At 61.1% G+C, this 18,906-nt stretch carries 17 protein-coding genes; 13 read left to right on the top strand and 4 right to left on the bottom strand.

Features of this window, described 5'->3' with window-relative positions; translation table 11 throughout:
* The first annotated feature begins 90 nt into the window (after positions 1–90).
* The 13 genes from CAF77_RS05680 (at position 91) to CAF77_RS05740 (ending at position 14,891) form a co-directional block, all read left to right on the top strand.
* Entirely contained in the window at positions 91–969 is an 879-nt protein-coding gene (locus CAF77_RS05680; protein WP_011334265.1) for an amino acid ABC transporter permease, read from the top strand.
* A gap of 10 nt (positions 970–979) precedes the next feature.
* A complete protein-coding gene (locus CAF77_RS05685; protein WP_064381510.1) occupies positions 980–1,744 on the top strand; it encodes an amino acid ABC transporter ATP-binding protein in 765 nt (254 codons plus the stop codon).
* A 39-nt stretch (positions 1,745–1,783) separates the two neighbouring features.
* Complete coding sequence (locus CAF77_RS05690; RefSeq protein WP_064381508.1) at positions 1,784–2,608, top strand: ABC transporter substrate-binding protein; 825 nt, start codon at positions 1,784–1,786, stop codon at positions 2,606–2,608.
* 128 nt (positions 2,609–2,736) lie between these two features.
* On the top strand, positions 2,737–3,582 hold the full coding sequence (locus tag CAF77_RS05695; protein ID WP_011334267.1) for a polysaccharide deacetylase: 846 nt from the start codon (positions 2,737–2,739) through the stop codon (positions 3,580–3,582).
* Positions 3,575–4,465, top strand: coding sequence for a polysaccharide deacetylase (locus CAF77_RS05700; RefSeq protein ID WP_064381507.1), 891 nt, complete (start codon positions 3,575–3,577; stop codon positions 4,463–4,465). The genes CAF77_RS05695 and CAF77_RS05700 overlap by 8 nt, the downstream gene beginning before the upstream one ends.
* The gene (locus tag CAF77_RS05705) at positions 4,462–5,814 is read left to right on the top strand and encodes an MmgE/PrpD family protein (RefSeq protein WP_064381506.1); all 1,353 of its coding nucleotides are present in this window, start codon (positions 4,462–4,464) and stop codon (positions 5,812–5,814) included. The genes CAF77_RS05700 and CAF77_RS05705 overlap by 4 nt, the downstream gene beginning before the upstream one ends.
* Positions 5,815–6,001: 187 nt before the next feature.
* Positions 6,002–7,180, top strand: coding sequence for an MFS transporter (locus CAF77_RS05710; protein ID WP_064381503.1), 1,179 nt, complete (start codon positions 6,002–6,004; stop codon positions 7,178–7,180).
* A 157-nt stretch (positions 7,181–7,337) separates the two neighbouring features.
* Positions 7,338–8,033, top strand: a complete 696-nt coding sequence (locus CAF77_RS05715) for an HPP family protein (RefSeq protein WP_064381500.1) — start codon at positions 7,338–7,340, stop codon at positions 8,031–8,033.
* A 357-nt stretch (positions 8,034–8,390) separates the two neighbouring features.
* Positions 8,391–11,207, top strand: coding sequence for a cytochrome P450 (locus tag CAF77_RS05720; protein WP_085654165.1), 2,817 nt, complete (start codon positions 8,391–8,393; stop codon positions 11,205–11,207).
* A 3-nt stretch (positions 11,208–11,210) separates the two neighbouring features.
* Complete coding sequence (locus CAF77_RS05725) at positions 11,211–11,615, top strand: RidA family protein (protein WP_064381497.1); 405 nt, start codon at positions 11,211–11,213, stop codon at positions 11,613–11,615.
* Positions 11,608–12,462, top strand: a complete 855-nt coding sequence (locus tag CAF77_RS05730; protein ID WP_064381495.1) for an alpha/beta hydrolase — start codon at positions 11,608–11,610, stop codon at positions 12,460–12,462. The genes CAF77_RS05725 and CAF77_RS05730 overlap by 8 nt, the downstream gene beginning before the upstream one ends.
* Before the next feature lie 167 nt (positions 12,463–12,629).
* Positions 12,630–13,736: an enoyl-CoA hydratase/isomerase family protein gene (locus CAF77_RS05735; protein WP_064381494.1), complete on the top strand. Its 1,107-nt coding sequence runs from the start codon at positions 12,630–12,632 to the stop codon at positions 13,734–13,736.
* 3 nt (positions 13,737–13,739) lie between these two features.
* Positions 13,740–14,891, top strand: coding sequence for an acyl-CoA dehydrogenase family protein (locus CAF77_RS05740; protein ID WP_039768643.1), 1,152 nt, complete (start codon positions 13,740–13,742; stop codon positions 14,889–14,891).
* A 106-nt stretch (positions 14,892–14,997) separates the two neighbouring features.
* Here CAF77_RS05740 and CAF77_RS05745 read toward each other — a convergent pair whose 3' ends face one another.
* Genes CAF77_RS05745 through CAF77_RS05760 form a run of 4 tightly spaced genes read right to left on the bottom strand, consistent with a single transcriptional unit; the run spans position 14,998 to position 18,898 of the window.
* Positions 14,998–15,771 (bottom strand): enoyl-CoA hydratase, encoded by a 774-nt coding sequence (locus CAF77_RS05745; protein WP_064381493.1) that lies wholly within the window; start codon positions 15,769–15,771, stop codon positions 14,998–15,000.
* A 14-nt stretch (positions 15,772–15,785) separates the two neighbouring features.
* Positions 15,786–16,913, bottom strand: coding sequence for an acyl-CoA dehydrogenase (locus CAF77_RS05750; protein WP_011334278.1), 1,128 nt, complete (start codon positions 16,911–16,913; stop codon positions 15,786–15,788).
* 20 nt (positions 16,914–16,933) lie between these two features.
* A complete protein-coding gene (locus CAF77_RS05755; protein ID WP_064381489.1) occupies positions 16,934–18,124 on the bottom strand; it encodes an acetyl-CoA C-acyltransferase in 1,191 nt (396 codons plus the stop codon).
* A gap of 12 nt (positions 18,125–18,136) precedes the next feature.
* Entirely contained in the window at positions 18,137–18,898 is a 762-nt protein-coding gene (locus tag CAF77_RS05760) for an SDR family NAD(P)-dependent oxidoreductase (protein WP_064381487.1), read from the bottom strand.
* Between the last annotated feature and the right edge of the window lie 8 nt (positions 18,899–18,906).

An 18,906-nucleotide genomic window follows, 5' to 3' on the forward strand; every position in this document is an offset into this window, starting at 1 on the left:
CCCAACGCAATCGCTGGCAAGTCGAGTCGTCGCACCGCAGCTCCCACAAGGGCCAGTGTTGGATTTGAAAGTACAGTTCGGAGAAACACCATGAGCCAGACTCAGGCAGAACGACTCCAGGCGGAGCGCAAACTGGCGGAAAACCAGTTCGACATTACCCAGTACCAGCATGTGCCACGGCGTTATTACGGGCGGATTTTCTTCGCCACCGTGATCGTCATCGCGATCATCGGTCTGGTGCGGGCCTTCGCCGAAGGCAAGATCGAATGGTCGTACATCGGCCAGTTCCTCACCTCCGAAGCGATCATGTGGGGCCTGTTCAACACGATCATCATGGCCGTGCTGGCCATGGCGCTGGGCATCGTGTTCGGGGTGATCACGGCAATCATGCGCATGTCGGCCAACCCGATCCTGCGCTACGTGGCAGTGACCTACACCTGGCTGTTTCGCGGTACGCCGCTGATTCTGCAACTGCTGTTGTGGTTCAACCTGGCGCTGATCTTCCCCACCATCGGCATTCCCGGTCTGTTCGAACTCGACACCGTGAGCCTGATGACGCCGTTCGTGGCCGCCCTGCTCGGCTTGAGCATCAACCAGGGCGCCTACACCGCTGAAGTGGTGCGCGCCGGCCTGCTGTCGGTGGACACCGGCCAGTACGAAGCGGCCAAGTCGATCGGCATGCCGCGCCTGCAAGCGCTGCGCCGGATCATCCTGCCCCAGGCCATGCGGATCATCATTCCGCCGGTCGGCAACGAATTCATCGGCATGGTGAAAATGACCTCGCTGGCGAGCGTCATCCAGTACTCGGAACTGCTCTACAACGCCCAGAACATCTACTACGCCAACGCCCGGGTCATGGAGCTGCTGATCGTCGCCGGTATCTGGTACCTGGCCACCGTCACCGTCCTGTCCTTTGGTCAAAGCCGTCTGGAGCGTCGTTTCGCTCGCGGCGCCGGCAAGCGTTCTTGAGGAATACGTCATGAGAAGCATCGTCAAGGCCGTGAGCCTGAACAAATATTACGACCAGTACCACGCGCTCAAGGACATCAACATCGAGGTCGAGCAAGGCGAAGTGCTGTGCATCATCGGTCCGTCCGGCTCGGGCAAGAGCACCCTGCTGCGCTGCGTCAACCAGCTGGAAAAGATCGACAAGGGCGGCCTCTGGGTCGACGGCGAACTGGTCGGCTACCGCGTGGTCGGGCACAAGCTGCACGAACTCAACGAGTCACAGATCGCCCGCCAGCGCCTGGCCACCGGCATGGTGTTCCAGCGTTTCAACCTGTTCCCGCACATGACCGTGCTGCAAAACATCATCGAAGGCCCGTGCCAGGTGCTCAAGCGTTCGCCCAAGGAGGCGCACGAAGAAGCCCTGGAACTGCTGGCCCGGGTCGGCCTGGCTGACAAGCGCGACAGTTACCCGATCGAACTGTCGGGCGGTCAGCAGCAACGGGTAGCCATTGCCCGCGCCCTGGCCATGCGCCCCAAGCTGATGCTGTTCGATGAACCCACTTCGGCACTCGACCCGGAACTGGTCGGTGAGGTGCTGTCGGTGATGCGCGATCTGGCGCAGACCGGCATGACCATGATCGTCGTCACCCATGAACTGGGCTTCGCCCGGGAGGTTTCCAACCGCATGGTGTTCATGGACGGCGGGCAGATCGTGGAGGCTGGAAGCCCCGAAGAAATACTAATAAGTCCGCAAAACCCGCGCACCCAAAGCTTCATTTCTGCCGTTCGAACCTGAGGCCCCTTTGGCCTTCACAACACTCATAAGAGAACGTCCATGAAGAACTTCGTCATTCCAGCAGTACTCACCTCCCTGATGTCTTGCGGTTTCGCCGTGGCCGCCGAGTTGCCGGCCAGCATCAAGGAAAAAGGCGAGATCGTCGTCGCGATCATGCCCAACTATCCGCCGATGGACTTCAAGGATCCGGCCACCAACAAGCTCACCGGCCTTGACTACGACCTGGGCAACGCCCTGGCCGAACGCCTCGGGGTGAAGATCAAGTGGCAGGAAACCGGCTTCGAGCAAATGATCAACGCCCTGACCACCGAGCGCGTGGACATGGTTCTGTCGGGCATGACCGACACCGCCGAGCGTCAGGCCAGCGTGACCTTCGTCGACTATTTCACCAGCGGCCCGCAGTTCTACACCTTGCAGAAGAACGCGGCGACCAACGAGATCATCGACCTGTGCGGCAAGAAAGTCGGCACCAGCCGCCGCACCACCTTCCCGGCGGAAATCGCTGCGTGGAGCAAGGAAAACTGTGAAGCCGCAGGCAAGCCTGCAATCAACGTGATCGGCACCGAAGGCTCGGCCGACGCCCGTGCGCAACTGCGCCAGAGCCGCATCGATGCGGCGATGCAGGGCAGCGAAACCCTGTCGTACCTCAAGACTCAGGAAAAGGACATGTACAAGACGGTCGGCCAGCCGATCTCCGTGCAGTTCACCGGGTTGGGTGTGAGCAAGAAGAAGCCGGAGCTGAGTGAAGCGGTGAAAGTGGCGTTGCAGAGCATGGTGGATGACGGCAGCTATGGCGCGATCCTGAAGAAGTGGGATCTGGAGCTGGGTGCGATCAAGGACGTGACCATTAACGCCGGCAAGTAACTGGTTCCTCTGTGGGAGCGGGCTTGCCCGCGATGGCGCTCGATCAGTCGACATCAATGTTGAATGTACCGGCCTCATCGCTGGCAAGCCAGCTCCCACAGGGGTCGTGAACAGTTGGAGAGTTATCGATGTCCTCCTTGCAACCCACCTGGCCCGACCAGCACAAAGCCTGCCTCGCCCTGGCCTTCGACCTCGACGGCCCGACCGGCGACGCCATGCTCAACAACTCGATCTGGCACAAACCCGAATACTTCGGCTTCGGCGGCTACGGCCCCTACCGCGCCCTGCCCCGCCTGCTCGACCTGCTCGACGCCTTCAAGATCCCGACCACCTTCTTCGTTCCCGCCTGGGTCGTGGAAAACTGGCCGAAACAGTGCCAGGCCATCGTCGAGCGCGGTCATGAAGTCGCCTACCACGGCTACAAACACGAATCCTTCTACGCCCTGACGCTGGACCAGCAGCAGGCCGTGATGAACAAATCCCGCGACGTGTTCTGGCAATACCTGCACATCCGCGCCGAGGGCTTTCGCACCCCTTCCGGCGACTGGCGCGCCGAAACCCCGGCGATGCTGGCCGACAACGGCGTCATCTATTCCAGCAGCATGCGCGGCGATGATCGCCCATACCTGGTCAACGTCCCCGGCCACGACACCCCGCTGGTGGAAATCCCCGGCCGCTGGGAAATGGATGACTACGCCTCCCTCGCCTACACCCGCGCACCGAACTTCCCGTCCGGCCTCGACCGCACCGCCAGCTACGAGCTGACCCTCGACAACTGGCAGCGCGAGTACGACGGGGCGATGGACGAAGGCCTGTGCCTGACCACCCTGTTCCACCCGAAAATCACCGGCAAACCGGGGCGCATCCTGTTGCTGGAGAAACTCTTCGAACACATGCGCCAGCGCGATGACGTGTGGTTCGCCACGTGCCGCGACGTTGCCCGCTGGTGGCTGAAGGAGCATCACCATGGCTGACTCCAGCAAACTCTGGCCCGCCGGCAAACGCTGCGCGGTGGTGCTGACCGTCGATTACAACGACATCCACGGCATTCTCACTCAGGCCCCAGAAGTCGCCGGGCGCGACAAGACACTGTCGGTGTGGCGCTACGGCACCCAACGCGGCGTCGAGCGATTGCTCGGCCTGTTCAGGGCACTCGGGGTGCGCAGCAGCTGGTTCGTGCCCGGCATTGTCGCCGAGGAAAACCCGCAGCAGATCACCGCGATTCAGGCTGACGGCCATGAAATCGCCTGCGCCGGTTACCGCCACCAGGATTACGACACGCTGGATCTGCCGGCGCAGAGCGCGGAAGTCGCCAAGGGTTGTGCAGCGCTGAAAACATTAACCGGCGTGCATCCCACCGGGTTCCGGATTCCTGCGGGTAACGGCGCGCCGGGCTTCATCGAAGCCTTGAAAGATCACGGCATTCTCTGGTCGTCATCTTGGCGTGGCGATGACCTGCCGTTCTTGCATCCGACGGCGCCGGAAGTGGTCGAGCTGCCGCTGCATTACGAACTGGAAGACGAGCCTTACTTCGCCTTCAACCTGAGCCCGGCCGTGCCGCCGGCGCAATCGCGGATCGCCTCTTACAGCCACACCCTGGGCAACCTGCAAATGGACTTCGCCGGATTCCACCGTTTCGGCCTGTGCTATGTGCTGCGCCTGCACCCGGAAATCATCGCTACGCCCGGGCGCATCGGCGTGTTGCGCGAATTGCTACAGGGCATTCAGCAACACGACGACGTGTGGATCGCCACCGGTGCCGAAGTCGCGCAGTGGTGGGCGCAAACGGCGGCGCCGGTCGCGCAGGATCATCCGGCGTCGGTGTATGAGCGCCATTATCGGGACTACCTCGAATGACGGAACGCATGCAGCGGCTGGCGCGGTTTTGCGTCGAAACGCGGTTTGAAGATCTGCCGCCAGCGTTGGTGGAACAGGCCAAGCGGCACATTCTCGACACCTTTGGTGCAGCACTGGCCGGGGCCGACAGTGCGGTGGCGCTTCAGGCGCGGCAGGTGTTCGGCGCCGAGCCGGGCACCGCGCTGGTCTGGGGTTCGTCGTTGCGCGTCGGTGCGGGGCATGCGGCGTTGCTCAACGGCATCGCCGCCCACGCGCTGGAGCTGGACGACACCGGCGGGTGCGATCACTCCGGCGCGGTAGTGCTGCCGGCGGTGATGGCCGCGCTGTCGCTGGTGGATCGGGCGGTGGACGGTCGTGAGTTCATCACCTCCGTGGTGATCGGCTACGAAATCGGCCGGCGGGTGCTGGAAGCCTGCGGCAGTTATTCGGCGCACAACGGCGCCGGCTGGCATTCCACCGCCACTTGCGGCGTGTTCGGCGCGGCGGCGGCCTGTGCGCGGATATTTACACTGGATGTCGGGCAAACCGTGTCGACGCTGGGCATCGCTGGCAGTTTCAGCGGTGGGTTGTGGGCGTTCATCCATGACGGTTCGCAAAGCAAGAAACTGCACAGTGGCCGGGCGGCCGAGGGTGGCTTGCTCGCCGCGCGTTTTGCCCGCGAAGGCGTCAGCGGGCCGTCGGTGTTGTTCGAGGATGTCTGGGGTGGATTTCTCAAAACCCTCGCACCGGGCAGCTCGCAACCGGATGCGCTGGATGCCGAATTGGGCCAGGTGTGGAAACTCGCGCGCTGTTCGATCAAACCCTACGCCGCATGTCGTGGCACCCATTCGTCCATCGATGCACTCGGATTGTTGCTGGAGCAATTGCAGGTCAGCGCGGATCAGGTGGAGGACGTGCAGGTCAACCTGTGCGGGTTTCTGCTCGACATGTGCGGCGGCCGCGACACCCGCAGTCTGGCCGCTGCGCAGATGAGCCTGCCCTACGCCCTCGCCGCGCGACTGGTGCACGGTCATTGCCGATTGGAGGCTTACGACGAACAGCCGCGCAACGATCCGCCCATTGCCCACTGGCTGACGCGCATTCGCCTTGAAGTGGATGAGCGACTGTCGGAGGATGGCGAGCCGGTGGTCGTCGTGCGAACCCGCGACGGGCGTGAGGCGAGTCTGTGTGTCGAGATTCCGCTGGGCGCGCCGGGCAATCCGCTGAGCGAGGCGACGCTGGAGGAGAAGTTTTTCAGTCTGGCGTTGCGGGTGTTGGCGCAGGAAACGGCCGAAGTCTTGCTCGATCAACTGCGGCGGCTCGATACGCTGGATTCGGTGGCTGGTCTGGAACGGTGGCTGATGGAATGAATGTGTCGTTTGAACTGGCCTCATCGCTGGCAAGCCAGCTCCCACAGGATTTTGTTTCGTACACAGCATCTGTGTTCACCGAAATATCCTGTGGGAGCTGCGGTGCGACGATTCGACTTGCCAGCGATGAGGCCACGCGGTTTCCAGTCGAGCAAAATACTATCTGAATAAGGACATTTGATTTTCCGTGGCCACCTACTCGCTCGTTATCCGCCGCCTGATGATCGTCTCGCTGACCATCGTCGTCAGCCGCGCCATCACCAGTCCGTTGCTCACCTTGTTCCTGAGTAACAAGCTCGGCCTCAACCAACAGGACGTCGGGTTGTTGCTGGGCATCGCGGTGTTCATCGCCACCCTGCTTGCGCTTTACGGCGGCTACATCATCGACCGGCTCGAGAAGCGCCGGTTGCTGATTCTGGCAATGCTCTCCAGCGCCATCGGCTTCGTACTGCTGACCTTCGCCAAAGACCTGTACCTGACGACCGCCACCCTGGTCATCACTGAAACCGCCTCGGCGTTGTTCCTGATCGGCTCCAAGGCGATCCTCAGTGAAAACCTGCCCATGGGTCAGCGGGCCAAGGCGTTTTCCCTGCGCTACACGCTAACCAACATCGGCTACGCCACGGGCCCGATGCTCGGCGTGGTCATCGCCGGGGTCTACCCGATTGCGCCGTTCCTGATAGCCGCCGGCATTGCTTTCGGCAGCATCTTCCTGATGATCGGGATTCCCAAGGATGCCAGCCCGGTCGCCGCCATCGGCCAGCCGCAAAGCTTTCTGAAAACCCTGATCACCCTGAAAAACGACCGCACGTTGATCATGTTCACCTGCGGCTGCCTGCTCAGCACCGTGGTTCACGGGCGTTTCACGTTGTACCTGTCGCAATACCTGCTGGTGGTCGAGGATTCGCAGCGCGCGTTGCAAACCATGGCCGCCCTGCTCGCCTGCAACGCCATCGCGGTAATCCTGTTGCAGTACCAGATCGGCCGCTTCCTCAACCGGGAGAAACTGCGCTACTGGATCGCCGCCGGTACCAGCCTGTTCATCCTCGGTTTGATTGGTTTCAGCCTGGCCGACAGCTTGGTGAGCTGGTGCATCGCGATGTTCATCTTCACCCTCGGCGAGATGATCATTTACCCGTCGGAATTCCTGTTCGTCGACACCCTGGCCCCGGAAGAACTGCGCGGCAGCTATTACGGCGCGCAGAACCTCGCGGCGCTGGGCGGCGCGCTGAGCCCGGTGATCTGCGGTTTCCTGCTGATGCACACGCCGGCGCCGACCATGTTCTACGCCCTCAGCGCACTGACGGCGATGGGCGGCTTCCTGTGTTTCATGAGCGGGCGGCGCGTGGCTTTACTTCACAAATAATGCACTGAAACTGCATTTATATGAATTTGTCAGCATCGTGATTGATTGGCACACTGTGCGCGTTCCTCCCCCAATAGTTGGAACACTTCGAAGGACTTTCCGCGCTTACGGACAAGTCCTTTTTTTTGCCCTGAATTTCGCAAAGGATCGATTCTGCATGCTCGCTCGCTGGTTGCCCGCCGCCATCAACACCCGCCCCACCGAATGGAGCCGCGCCGCCATCGGCATGGCGCTGGGCACGTTGTTCAGCGTATGGGCGTGCAGTCAGGTGTTCGGCATTGAAGTGGCTCACCACTTGATCGGCCCGCTGGGCGCCTCGGCGGTGTTGCTGTTCGCGGTGTCCTCCGGCGCCCTCGCCCAGCCGTGGTCGATCATCGGCGGCTACCTGTGTGCAGGCGTGGTCGCGTTGCTGGTGGCCCACGTCCTCGGCCGAACCCTCGGCAGCGCGTGCCTGGCGGCGGGCATGGCACTGATCCTGATGTGCTGGCTGCGCTGCCTGCACCCACCGGCCGGCGCCGTCGCGTTGACCATGGTGCTGGCCGACCCGATGACCATCGCCATGGACTGGAAAGCCCTGGAACCGGTGATGCTCAGCGCCGCCTGCCTGCTGCTGGCCGCACTGGCCTACAACAACCTCACCCGCATCCGCTACCCGAAACGCCCCGCCGAACCGGCGCCGGCCGTGGCGCCGGTGGATATTCAGTCCATTACGGCCGAGGATCTGAAACTGGCACTGGCGGACATGGAGGCGTTTATCGATGTCACGCCGGAGGATCTGGAACAGTTGATTCATGCCAGTGAACGGCACGCCAAGCGGCGGAGCATTGGTGAAGTGCTGGGTGGTCGCAGGTAATACGTGATCCGACCGAAGGTTGTCGAACGCCCTTGCCAAGACATGACCAACGACTACCTTTCAGCTTTGTACCGCACAGATTTGTCTGCCTTTCACTTGGAAGTCTGGCCCGCTGTAATGTCCAGTAGCGATGACATCGGTAGTCTGGCTATGGAAAAACGCTCAACGTTGTTGAGAAGCGAGCTGGCTTTGCGCTTTGACTGAAACGTTACTTTCCTCAAACACCGCATTTCTGCGTAACCAGCAGTCCGCCCAAATGCCCCGCCTGTAGCATGCGGGCACGTGTGTTTTTCGCCAGCTCCGTGAATCTGGTGGTTTTCGAATCCATGGTTTCGAAATCTGCGAGAGGACCGTTTCATGAGCGACCCATTGCTGAAGTTGCTGCAAAAGCCCCTGTTCGACCCCGAAAAGCGCCATCGCGTGTCTCTGCGCGAATACATGGATCTGAATATCGATCGGATGCGCGCAATCATCGGCAACGGTCTCATGACCAATGCCATGTGGCTGAGCCAACCCCGTCAGTCTGAATTCCGGTTGATGCTTGAACGTGCAGCATTGATCGGTGCCGTGGATTACTCCCTGCTTGCCTGCATCGTCGACCACTTCATTGCCGGCGACGCATTTTTTGCACACGGCAGTCAGCACCAGATTGCGCAGTACCACCAGGAAATCTGCCAACTGAAAGCGGTTTACGCCTTTGGTTGCACGGAGATCGCCAGCGGCTCCGATGTGGCTAACCTGCAAACCACGATCAACTACGACCCACACAAACATTGCCTGATTTTGAACTCACCCACGCCGCAGTCCTGCAAGTTCTGGATAGGCAACGCATTGCACGCGGCGGTGGTGGTCATGGTGCTGGGACGTCTGATCGTCAAGGGTGTGGATGAGGGCTTGCACTGGTTTCGGGTACGAATTCGCGAGGAAGAGAATGGCCCGCTCCTGCCAGGTGTCAGGATCACCACCTGCGATCCCAAGGGAGGGATTCACGCCAATCAAGTTGCCGGCATCCGTTTTTGCAACATGAAGCTGCCACTCGACGCACTGATGCAACACTATGCCAGGTTTTCTGCGCAAGGCGTTTTCAGCAGTGAGATCCCGCCAAAGGATCGCCTGAAAAGCGCTATGCAGACATTCATCCAGGAGCGCCTGTTCCTCATCGCTGGCGCCCGTGGTGCCGCCAGCATGTGTGTTTATCTGGCGTACCGTTTCGCTTGCCATCGCCTGGTCAAGGGGAACGAGGGAAGCCAGTCTCTCCTGACCAAGGCACTTTTCCGACAACGGCTGTATGCCGAACAACTTAAGGTATTGGCCCTGAAGTTGCTGGAGCAGGCGGTTCTGTCGCGGTTCGAAGCGTGCTGGCATCAGCCAGCACGGCGAAAGGAGCTGCATATTCTCGCCGCTGTCGTCAAAAGTGTCGGCACCTGGCTGGGGCTCGAAGTCATGAGTGCATGCAGGGAGCTTTGTGGTTCGCAAGGCTTCCACCATCACAACCGAATTGTCACTTTGGTCATGGATCACGGCATCAGCACCACCTTCGCGGGCGATAACAACATCCTGTGCTGTCAGGTTGCACGGGACGCCATCAACCGGCCACGATTTGCCAACGAGAACATCGCCCAGCGAATTGAATCGCTGATTGTCGATCAGTGTCGCCGTGCCGGCGATTTTTCCCATCGCCAGGCGGTTGCGCTCACCTATGCTCGAGCGCTGGATCTGATCATCAATGAGGGTAAACACCATCCGCTCGTGTCATCCGAGATATTCGAAGACATCGTCCACGTCTTTTCGCCGAAACTTTACGAATGGGAGCTTGTTGCCAGCACCAAGCTGGAGCAGAACGCCACCGAAGCTCAACTGATCTTGTTAAACAAGCTGCTCAAACCGCCGTCAGAGCTGGTCAGGGCCCCCATCGACAAAAAGAACTACGTAAAGCACTTCACAAAACCGCTGTACGACAACAAGCCGGACTTCTCGAACCGCAACACGATTCGTAACCCTTACCGGGCGTATACGTGGCTGCGAAAACATCAGCCGGTGTACTGGTGCGAACACTTACAGGCCTGGTTTTTGACCCGTTATTGCGATGTCATCGCCGCACAGGCCGATTCCCGACGATTTTCTTCAAACCGCATGCAACAACTGATCAACGCACGTGTACCTGAAAACAAGCGCACGCATCTGAACGAATTCATCAAGCTGGCGTCCAGGTGGATGTATTCCCAGGATGGCGATACTCACAAGGCCAGTCGCCACTTGCTGGGCAATGCCTTCACCCCTCGCTCCATCGAGGCCTTGCGGACAATCATTCAAGACATCACTGATCGAGAGCTGTCCCGCCTGCACGGACAGACCGATTTGAAGACCGCGCTCTTCGACCGGGTCCCCGCCCTGATTCTGGCCAGGCTTTACGGCATGAAGGATGACGAGGCATTGAGGCTTCGCCGCTGGACACGAGACATCGTCATGTTTCTAGGCGGCAGCCAGGACGCGGATCAGGGGCCGGACCAGGCTCTGGAAGGCATCAAGGAAATGTACGCCTTTTTCGCTGAGCTCATTGAACAACGGCGCAGGCAACCCAGGAATGATCTCGTGAGCCGGGTACTGGAGAGTGGCCAGAACAGCGACGCCAGTCTTGATGAAGTGCTGGCACAGATCGTGTTCATTCTGGTGGCGGGTTATACCACCAGCGCAGACCAGCTATGCCTCGGCCTGTTGCATTTACTGAAGCATCCCCAACAACTCGAAGCCCTGTTGGCAGACCCGACATTGATCGGCTCCTTCATTGAAGAAATGCTGCGCTTCGATCCTGCCGGCTCCCTGAGCCATCGGTTGCTGATGGAAGACGTCACCATCGATGACGTCACGATGAAAAAAGGACAGCTGGTTTACCTGATCCGGGCCTCCGCCAATCGTGATCCGGAAAAATTCCCCGATCCCGACAAATTCGACATTCGTCGTGCGAAGAACGAGCACCTGACGTTTGGAAGAGGTGAACATTTCTGCATGGGCACGGCGCTGTTCAGACTTGAGGCCGAGATTGTATTCAGCTCGCTGTTGAAACGCTTCCCCCACTTGCACCTCATCGCGCGGCGGCCTGCCACGTGGCGCAACAGCAACCTGCAGTTCCGGGGGTTGAAGACGCTTCCGGTCGATCTGGGAACAGGAGTCTGAACCATGAAATTCAAACGTGTTTATTCCGGAGCACCTTGGGAACGCCTTGCCGGTTACTGCAGAGCCGTGAAGGCTGGTAACACTATTCTGGTCGGAGGTACGGTGGCATTTCGCAAGAACGGCAAGCCCTTCAAACCCGGCGATGCCTATGCCCAGACACGGCGATGTCTGAAAATCATCGAACAGGCGCTAAAGCAACTGGGTGAGGATCGTACCCGCATCATTGCCACGCGCATGTACACCACCAACATGGATCTCTTGCCAGAAATCGCGCGGGCGCACAAAGCGTTTTTCGAAGGGCATCCACCGACGACAATGTTGCTGGAAGTCTCTCGACTGGTCAGCCCTGAATACGTTATCGAGATCGAGGCAGAGGCCCGTTCGGGCAAGGGCTGCGGCCGTGGATGAAACCTCGTTGACTGTAGAGGACGCCAGATCGGCGTTGCGTCAGGCGCAAGTCACCTGCGTTCATGATCTGGCGATCGAAAGCCATGGCCGGTCACTGCCGCTGCGTCTCTACGCGCCACCAGGCAAGGGGCCGTTTCCCGTGCTGGTTTTCTTCCATGGCGGTGGTTGGGTCACGGGAGACCTGGACACGCATGACGGGTTCTGTCGGTTGATGTGTGAGTGGGCTGGTTGCGCCGTCGTCGCCGTTGATTACGCCCGCCCTCCGGAACACTTGTTTCCGACAGCTCTGGAAGACTGCTGGACAGCTTTCAAGTGGGTGACACGTCAAGGCGCCGATTGCAAGCTGGATACTTCAAGCATTGCAGTCGCAGGGGGTGGTTCAGGAGGCGGGATGGCCGCCGTCATCAGCCAGCGCGACGCTAAATGTGACAAGCCATGTATATGCTTTCAACTGCTGCTTTACCCTTTGCTCGACTGTCACACTCGCCGCCGCTCCCACACGAGATTCGGGCAAGGATATGGACTGACTGTCGACCTGCTCGAATGGTACCTCGGCCAATACCTGCCACCCGGAACATCGCGCGTGGATACACGGCTGTCGCCCCTGCTCAGTGACTCGCTGCATGGATTGCCCCGGACAATGATCATCACCTGCGGACTTGATGTCCTGCGCGATGAAGGCCGTGCTTACGCTGCGCAACTGCGGGCCGCGGGTGTCACTGTCGAACACAAAGAGTTTTCAGGGATGCGCCACGGTTTCATGAACTACCCGGCCGCCCATGATGAGGCCCGACGAGCACTGCTGCTTTGCGCCCGAACCCTTCAGGCACAGCTTCGCGCAGAGTAATGAAAGGGACTCGAGTCAGCGTCTGCAAGCCGCTTTCCAGACAAGGCAAAAATGCAGACACCCCATGCACATATCCCCGTTGTACACGGCAAATTTGCACTGTTACGATCCGGTAACGCTCGCGCGCGAGCTTCTCGAATAAAGACAATAAAAGCAGGGAGTTAGTGATGACTGCTCAGGCTTCATCCCCGCGGACTTCGTCCATGGATGCCACGCCGCACGAAGTGCTGGCCGAGGTTCGCAATCACATCGGTCATCTGACCCTCAACCGCCCCGCCGGCCTCAATGCCCTGACCCTCGACATGGTGCGCCAGCTCCAGCAACACCTGGACGCCTGGGCCGCCGATGCCGATATCCACGCGGTCGTGCTGCGCGGTGCTGGCGAGAAAGCCTTCTGTGCCGGTGGCGACATTCGATCCCTGTACGACAGCCACAAAAGCGGCGACACGCTGCACGAAGATTTCTTCGTCGAGGAATACGCCCTCGACCTGACGATCCACCATTACCGCAAACCGGTGCTGGCGCTGATGGACGGTTTCGTCCTCGGCGGCGGCATGGGTCTGGTGCAAGGCGCCGATCTGCGGGTGGTCACCGAGAAGAGCCGTCTGGCGATGCCGGAAGTGGCGATCGGGTATTTCCCGGATGTCGGTGGCAGTTATTTCCTGCCACGGATTGCCGGCGAGCTGGGGATTTATCTGGGCGTCAGCGGCGTGCAGATCCGTGCGGCGGATGCGCTGTATTGCGGGCTGGCCGACTGGTATCTGGACAGCAGCAAACTCGGCATCCTCGACGAACAACTCGATCACCTGGAGTGGCACGACACGCCGCTTAAAGACCTGCAAAACCTGCTGGCCCGCCACGCCGTGCAAACCCTGCCGGATGCGCCGCTGGAAGCCTTGCGCCCGGCCATCGACCACTTCTTCGCGTTGCCGGACGTGCCGAGCATTGTCGAGCAACTGCGCGCCGTGACCGTCGCCGACAGCCATGAATGGGCGACCACCACCGCCGACCTGCTGGAAACTCGCTCGCCGCTGGCCATGGGCGTGACCCTGGAAATGCTGCGTCGCGGCCGCCACCTGAGCCTGGAACACTGCTTCGCCCTCGAACTGCATCTGGATCGCCAATGGTTCGAACGCGGCGACCTGATCGAAGGCGTCCGCGCCTTGCTGATCGACAAAGACAAATCACCACGCTGGAATCCGCCGACCCTGGCTGCACTGCACGCCGAACAGGTCGCGAGTTTCTTCCACGGTTTCGCTGAGAGCGGGAGCTGAGCCATGCACGATCTCGAATTGACTGAAGACCAGGTAATGATCCGCGACATGGCCCGGGACTTTGCCCGTGGCGAAATCGCCCCCCACGCGCAAGCCTGGGAAAAGGCCGGCTGGATCGATGACGGTCTGGTGGCGAAGATGGGCGAACTCGGCCTGCTGGGCATGGTGGTGCCGGAGGAATGGGGCGGCACTTACGTCGACTACGTGGCCTATGCGTTGGCGGTGGAAGAGATTTCCGCCGGCGACGGCGCCACCGGCGCCTTCATGAGCATCCACAACTCGGTGGGCTGCGGGCCGGTGCTCAATTACGGCAGCGAAGAACAGAAACAGACCTGGCTGGCGGATCTGGCCAGCGGTGCGGTGATCGGCTGCTTCTGCCTGACCGAGCCCCAGGCCGGCTCCGAAGCACACAACCTGCGCACCCGCGCCGAACTGCGCGACGGCCAATGGGTAATCAACGGCGCCAAGCAATTTGTCAGCAATGGCAAGCGGGCGAAACTGGCGATCGTGTTTGCGGTGACCGATCCGGATCTGGGCAAGCGCGGGATCTCGGCGTTTCTGGTGCCGACCGATACGCCGGGTTTCATCGTTGATCGCACCGAACACAAGATGGGCATCCGCGCCTCCGACACTTGCGCGGTGACCCTGAACAACTGCAGCATTCCCGAAGCCAATCTGCTGGGTGAACGCGGTAAAGGTCTGGCGATTGCCCTTTCCAACCTGGAAGGCGGACGTATCGGTATCGCCGCGCAAGCATTGGGCATCGCCCGTGCGGCGTTTGAAGCTGCACTGGGTTACGCCCGTGATCGGGTGCAGTTCGGCAAGGCGATTGTCGAGCACCAGAGCATCGCCAACCTGCTGGCGGACATGCAGATGCAGATCAACGCAGCACGCTTGATGATCCTGCACGCGGCGCGGCTGAGGACGGCGGGTAAGCCGTGTCTGTCGGAGGCTTCACAGGCCAAGCTGTTTGCTTCGGAAATGGCCGAGAAGGTGTGCTCGTCAGCGATTCAGATTCATGGCGGGTATGGGTATCTGGAGGATTACCCGGTTGAGAAGTACTACCGGGATGCGCGGATTACCCAGATTTACGAGGGGTCGAGCGAGATACAGCGGATGGTGATTGCTCGGGAGTTGAAGAACTATCAGCTCTAAAAGGCAAAAGCATCGCTGGCAAGCCAGCTCCCACAGAGATTGGTGTAAACCTCAGATCCAATGTGGGAGCTGGCTTGCCAGCGATGGCGTCAGTGAATACGCCGCGTTACTTGCCCTGGAACTCGGCAGGCCGCTTGGCCACAAACGCCGCCATCCCTTCCTTCTGATCCTGCGTTGCAAACGCCGCATGGAACACGCGGCGTTCGAAGCGCACGCCTTCAGTCAGATTCACTTCAAACGCGCGGTTGACGCTTTCCTTGACCATCATCGTAATCGGCAGCGATTTGCTGGCGATCACCGCCGCGACTTTCAGCGCTTCGTCCAGCAACTCGGCACTCGGCACGATCCGCGCGACGATGCCGCAGCGTTCGGCTTCCACCGCGTCGATCATGCGGCCGCTCAGGCACATTTCCATGGCCTTGGCCTTGCCCACCGCGCGGGTCAGGCGCTGGGTGCCGCCCATGCCCGGCAGCACGCCGAGGTTGATTTCCGGCTGGCCGAATTTGGCGTTGTCGCCGGCCAGGATGAAGTCGCACATCAGCGCCAGCTCACAGCCGCCGCCGAGGGCAAAACCGTTGACCGCGGCGATGATCGGCTTGCGCCGGTTGGCCACGCGATCGCTGTCGCTGAACAGGTCGTCCATGTAGATCTGCGGGTAGGTCAGATCGGCCATTTCCTTGATGTCGGCGCCGGCGGCAAAGGCTTTGGTCGAGCCGGTGATGACGATGCAGCCGATGTTCGCGTCGGCTTCAAACCCATCGAGCGCGCGATTCACTTCGCTGACCAGTTGCGCGTTGAGGGCATTCAGCGCCTGCGGGCGATTGAGGGTGATCAGGCCGACGCGGCCATGGGTTTCCAGCAAAATCGTTTCGTAACTCATGTGCAGATTCCTTTTCAAAGATTGCGCGAAATGACCATGCGCTGAATGTCGCTGGTGCCTTCGTAGATCTGGCAGACCCGCACGTCGCGGTAGATGCGCTCCAGCGGGAAGTCGTTGAGGTAACCGTAACCGCCGAGGGTTTGCAATGCCATCGAGCAGACCTTCTCGGCCATTTCCGAGGCGAACAGTTTGGCCATCGACGCCTCGACCAGTGCCGGCTGACCGCTGTCGCGCAGGGCGGCGGCGTAATGCACCATCTGCCGTGCCACGGCGATCTGGGTCGCCATGTCCGCCAAGCGGAACGCCACGGCCTGATGCTCGATGATCGGCTTGCCGAAAGTGTCACGTTCACGGGCGTAATCGCGGGCCGCTTCGAACGCGGCGCGGGCCATGCCCACCGATTGCGAAGCGATGCCGACGCGCCCGCCTTCGAGGTTGGCCAGGGCGATCTTGTAGCCCTCGCCCTCCTCGCCCAACCGGTTGGCTACCGGCACTTTCACGTCTTCGAACAGAATCTGGCAGGTGTCCGAGGCGTGCTGGCCGAGCTTGTCTTCGACGCGGGCGACTTTGTAGCCCGGCGAGTCGGTCGGCACGATGAACGCGCTGATCCCGCGCTTGCCGGCACTCGGATCAGTCACGGCAAACACGATCACGATCCCGGCGTTCTGCCCGGAAGTGATGAACTGTTTGCAGCCGTTGAGCACATAGTGATCGCCTTCCAGCCGAGCGCGGGTTTTCAGGCTGCTGGCATCGGAACCGGCCTGGGGTTCGGTCAACGCGAACGCGCCGAGCATCTCGCCGCTGGCCAGCGGCTTGAGGAAGCGTTCGCGCTGGTCGTCGTTGCCGAACTTGAGGATCGGCACGCAACCCACCGAGTTGTGCACGCTCATGATCGTCGAGCAGGCGCCGTCGCCGGCGGCGATTTCTTCCAGGGCCATGGCGTAGGCCAGGTAACCGGTGTCGCAACCGCCCCACTGCTCCGGCACCAGCATGCCGAAGAAGCCCAGCCCGGCCATTTCGCCGATGGCTTCTTTCGGAAAGCGGTGCTCGCGATCCCACTCGGCGGCGAACGGTTTGAGCCGTTCCTCGGCAAACTGCCGGGCCATGTCGCGGATTTGTTGTTGGTCGTCATTGGGAATCATGGCAAATCCTTAACTCGGGTTCAGACGCACTCGACAGCCATCGCCGTGGCTTCCCCGCCGCCGATGCAGATCGCCGCGACGCCGCGTTTCAGGCCTTTCTGGCGCAGGGCCGAGAGCAAGGTCACCAGAATCCGCGCGCCGGACGCGCCAATCGGGTGGCCCAGGGCGCAGGCGCCGCCATGGATGTTGAGCTTGTCGTGCGGGATTTCCAGGTGGGTCATCGCCGCCATGCCGACCACGGCGAAGGCTTCGTTGACTTCGAACAGATCGACCTGATCCAGCGACCAGCCGGTTTTCTTCATCAGCTTCTTGATCGCGCCAATCGGCGCCACCGGGAACAGGCCCGGGGTGTCAGCGAAGGCTGCGTGGCCGTGAATCACCGCCAGCGGTTTCAGACCCTGTTTCTGCGCTTGCGACTGACGCATCAGCACCAGCGCAGCGGCGCCGTCGGAGATCGAGCTGGAGTTGGCAGCGGTCACGGTGCCGCCCTCGCGGAAGGCCGGTTTCAGCGAAGCGATCTTGTCCAGTTTGGCTTTTGGCGGCTGCTCGTCGTTGCTGATCACAACCTGTTCTTTGCCAACGGTCACGGTCAGCGGAACGATCTCGGCCTTGAAGCTGCCGTCCTTGATCGCCTGCTGGGCACGGGTGGTCGAGGCGATGGCGAAGGCGTCCTGCGCTTCACGGCTGAAGTCGTTGGTTTCGGCGCAATCCTCGGCGAAGGTGCCCATCAGGCGGCCCTTGTCGTAGGCGTCTTCGAGGCCGTCGAGGAACATCGAATCCAGCACCCGGCCGTGGCCCATGCGGTAACCGGCACGGGCGCGATCCAGCAGGTACGGCGCGTTGGACATGCTTTCCATGCCGCCGGCGATCACCACATCGGCGCTGCCGGCCAGCAGCATGTCGTGGGCCAGAATGGCGGTTTCCATGCCCGAACCGCACATCTTGTTGACCGTGGTGCAACGGGTGGATTTGTCCAGCCCGGCTCCCAGCGCAGCCTGACGCGCAGGCGCCTGACCGAGACCGGCCGGCAACACGCAGCCGAACAACACTTCATCGACCACACCGGCGGCGACACCGGCACGCTCAACCGCCGCCTTGATTGCAGCGGCGCCCAGTTGCGGCGCGGTCAGGCTTTTCAGTTCGCCCTGAAAACCGCCCATCGGGGTGCGGACGGCGCTGACGATGACAATCGGATCGTTGGAGATGGTCATGGGAAATCCTCCTTACTTGGCGGCCATGCGCAAGGCGCCGTCGAGACGGATCACCTCGCCGTTGAGCATGCTGTTTTCAATGATATGCCGCACCAGCGCGGCGTACTCGGCAGGTTTGCCCAGGCGCGGCGGGAACGGCACACCAGCGGCCAGCGAGTCGCGCACTTCCGGGGTCATGCCGGCCATCATCGGGGTTTCGAAGATGCCCGGGGCGATGGTCATCACGCGGATGCCGAAGCGCGCCAGTTCACGAGCGGCAGGCAGAGTCAGGCTGGCGATGGCGCCTTTGGACGCCGAATACGCGGCCTGGCCGATCTGGCCGTCGAACGCCGCAACGGAAGCGGTGTTGATGATCACACCACGCTCGCCGTCGGCGTTGGCTTCGCTTTCGGCAATCGCAGCGGCTGCCAGACGCAGCATGTTGAAACTGCCGATCAGGTTGACGTTGATCACCTGGGCGAAGCTGGACAAGGCGTGCGGGCCGTTCTTGCCAAGAATCTTCTCGCCGCGAACGATGCCGGCGCAGTTCACCAGCCCGTTGAGGCTGCCGAAGGCTTTAACGGTCGCCTGCACGGCGGCTTCGGCGGCGGCTTCGTTGCTGATGTCGGCCACCACGCTTTGCGCGCCCAGGCGTTGGGCCTGGGCGGCAACGGCTTCGGCGTTCATGTCCACCAGCATCACTTTGGCGCCGGCGTTCACCAGCAATTCAGCGGTGGCGGCACCCAGGCCGGACGCGCCGCCGGTGACGATAAAAACCTTGTTCTCGATCTGCATGACTGACT

It is taken from the genome of Pseudomonas sp. R15(2017), from assembly GCF_002112685.1.
GTDB lineage: Bacteria > Pseudomonadota > Gammaproteobacteria > Pseudomonadales > Pseudomonadaceae > Aquipseudomonas > Aquipseudomonas glycinae.

Coding starts and splice junctions, on each gene's coding strand:
- CAF77_RS05680 (WP_011334265.1), top strand. CDS start 91: ATGAGCCAGACTCAGGCAGAACGACTCCAGGCGGAGCGCAAACTGGCG.
- CAF77_RS05685 (WP_064381510.1), top strand. CDS start 980: ATGAGAAGCATCGTCAAGGCCGTGAGCCTGAACAAATATTACGACCAG.
- CAF77_RS05690 (WP_064381508.1), top strand. CDS start 1,784: ATGAAGAACTTCGTCATTCCAGCAGTACTCACCTCCCTGATGTCTTGC.
- CAF77_RS05695 (WP_011334267.1), top strand. CDS start 2,737: ATGTCCTCCTTGCAACCCACCTGGCCCGACCAGCACAAAGCCTGCCTC.
- CAF77_RS05700 (WP_064381507.1), top strand. CDS start 3,575: ATGGCTGACTCCAGCAAACTCTGGCCCGCCGGCAAACGCTGCGCGGTG.
- CAF77_RS05705 (WP_064381506.1), top strand. CDS start 4,462: ATGACGGAACGCATGCAGCGGCTGGCGCGGTTTTGCGTCGAAACGCGG.
- CAF77_RS05715 (WP_064381500.1), top strand. CDS start 7,338: ATGCTCGCTCGCTGGTTGCCCGCCGCCATCAACACCCGCCCCACCGAA.
- CAF77_RS05720 (WP_085654165.1), top strand. CDS start 8,391: ATGAGCGACCCATTGCTGAAGTTGCTGCAAAAGCCCCTGTTCGACCCC.
- CAF77_RS05725 (WP_064381497.1), top strand. CDS start 11,211: ATGAAATTCAAACGTGTTTATTCCGGAGCACCTTGGGAACGCCTTGCC.
- CAF77_RS05735 (WP_064381494.1), top strand. CDS start 12,630: ATGACTGCTCAGGCTTCATCCCCGCGGACTTCGTCCATGGATGCCACG.
- CAF77_RS05740 (WP_039768643.1), top strand. CDS start 13,740: ATGCACGATCTCGAATTGACTGAAGACCAGGTAATGATCCGCGACATG.
- CAF77_RS05745 (WP_064381493.1), bottom strand. CDS start 15,771: ATGAGTTACGAAACGATTTTGCTGGAAACCCATGGCCGCGTCGGCCTG.
- CAF77_RS05750 (WP_011334278.1), bottom strand. CDS start 16,913: ATGATTCCCAATGACGACCAACAACAAATCCGCGACATGGCCCGGCAG.
- CAF77_RS05755 (WP_064381489.1), bottom strand. CDS start 18,124: ATGACCATCTCCAACGATCCGATTGTCATCGTCAGCGCCGTCCGCACC.
- CAF77_RS05760 (WP_064381487.1), bottom strand. CDS start 18,898: ATGCAGATCGAGAACAAGGTTTTTATCGTCACCGGCGGCGCGTCCGGC.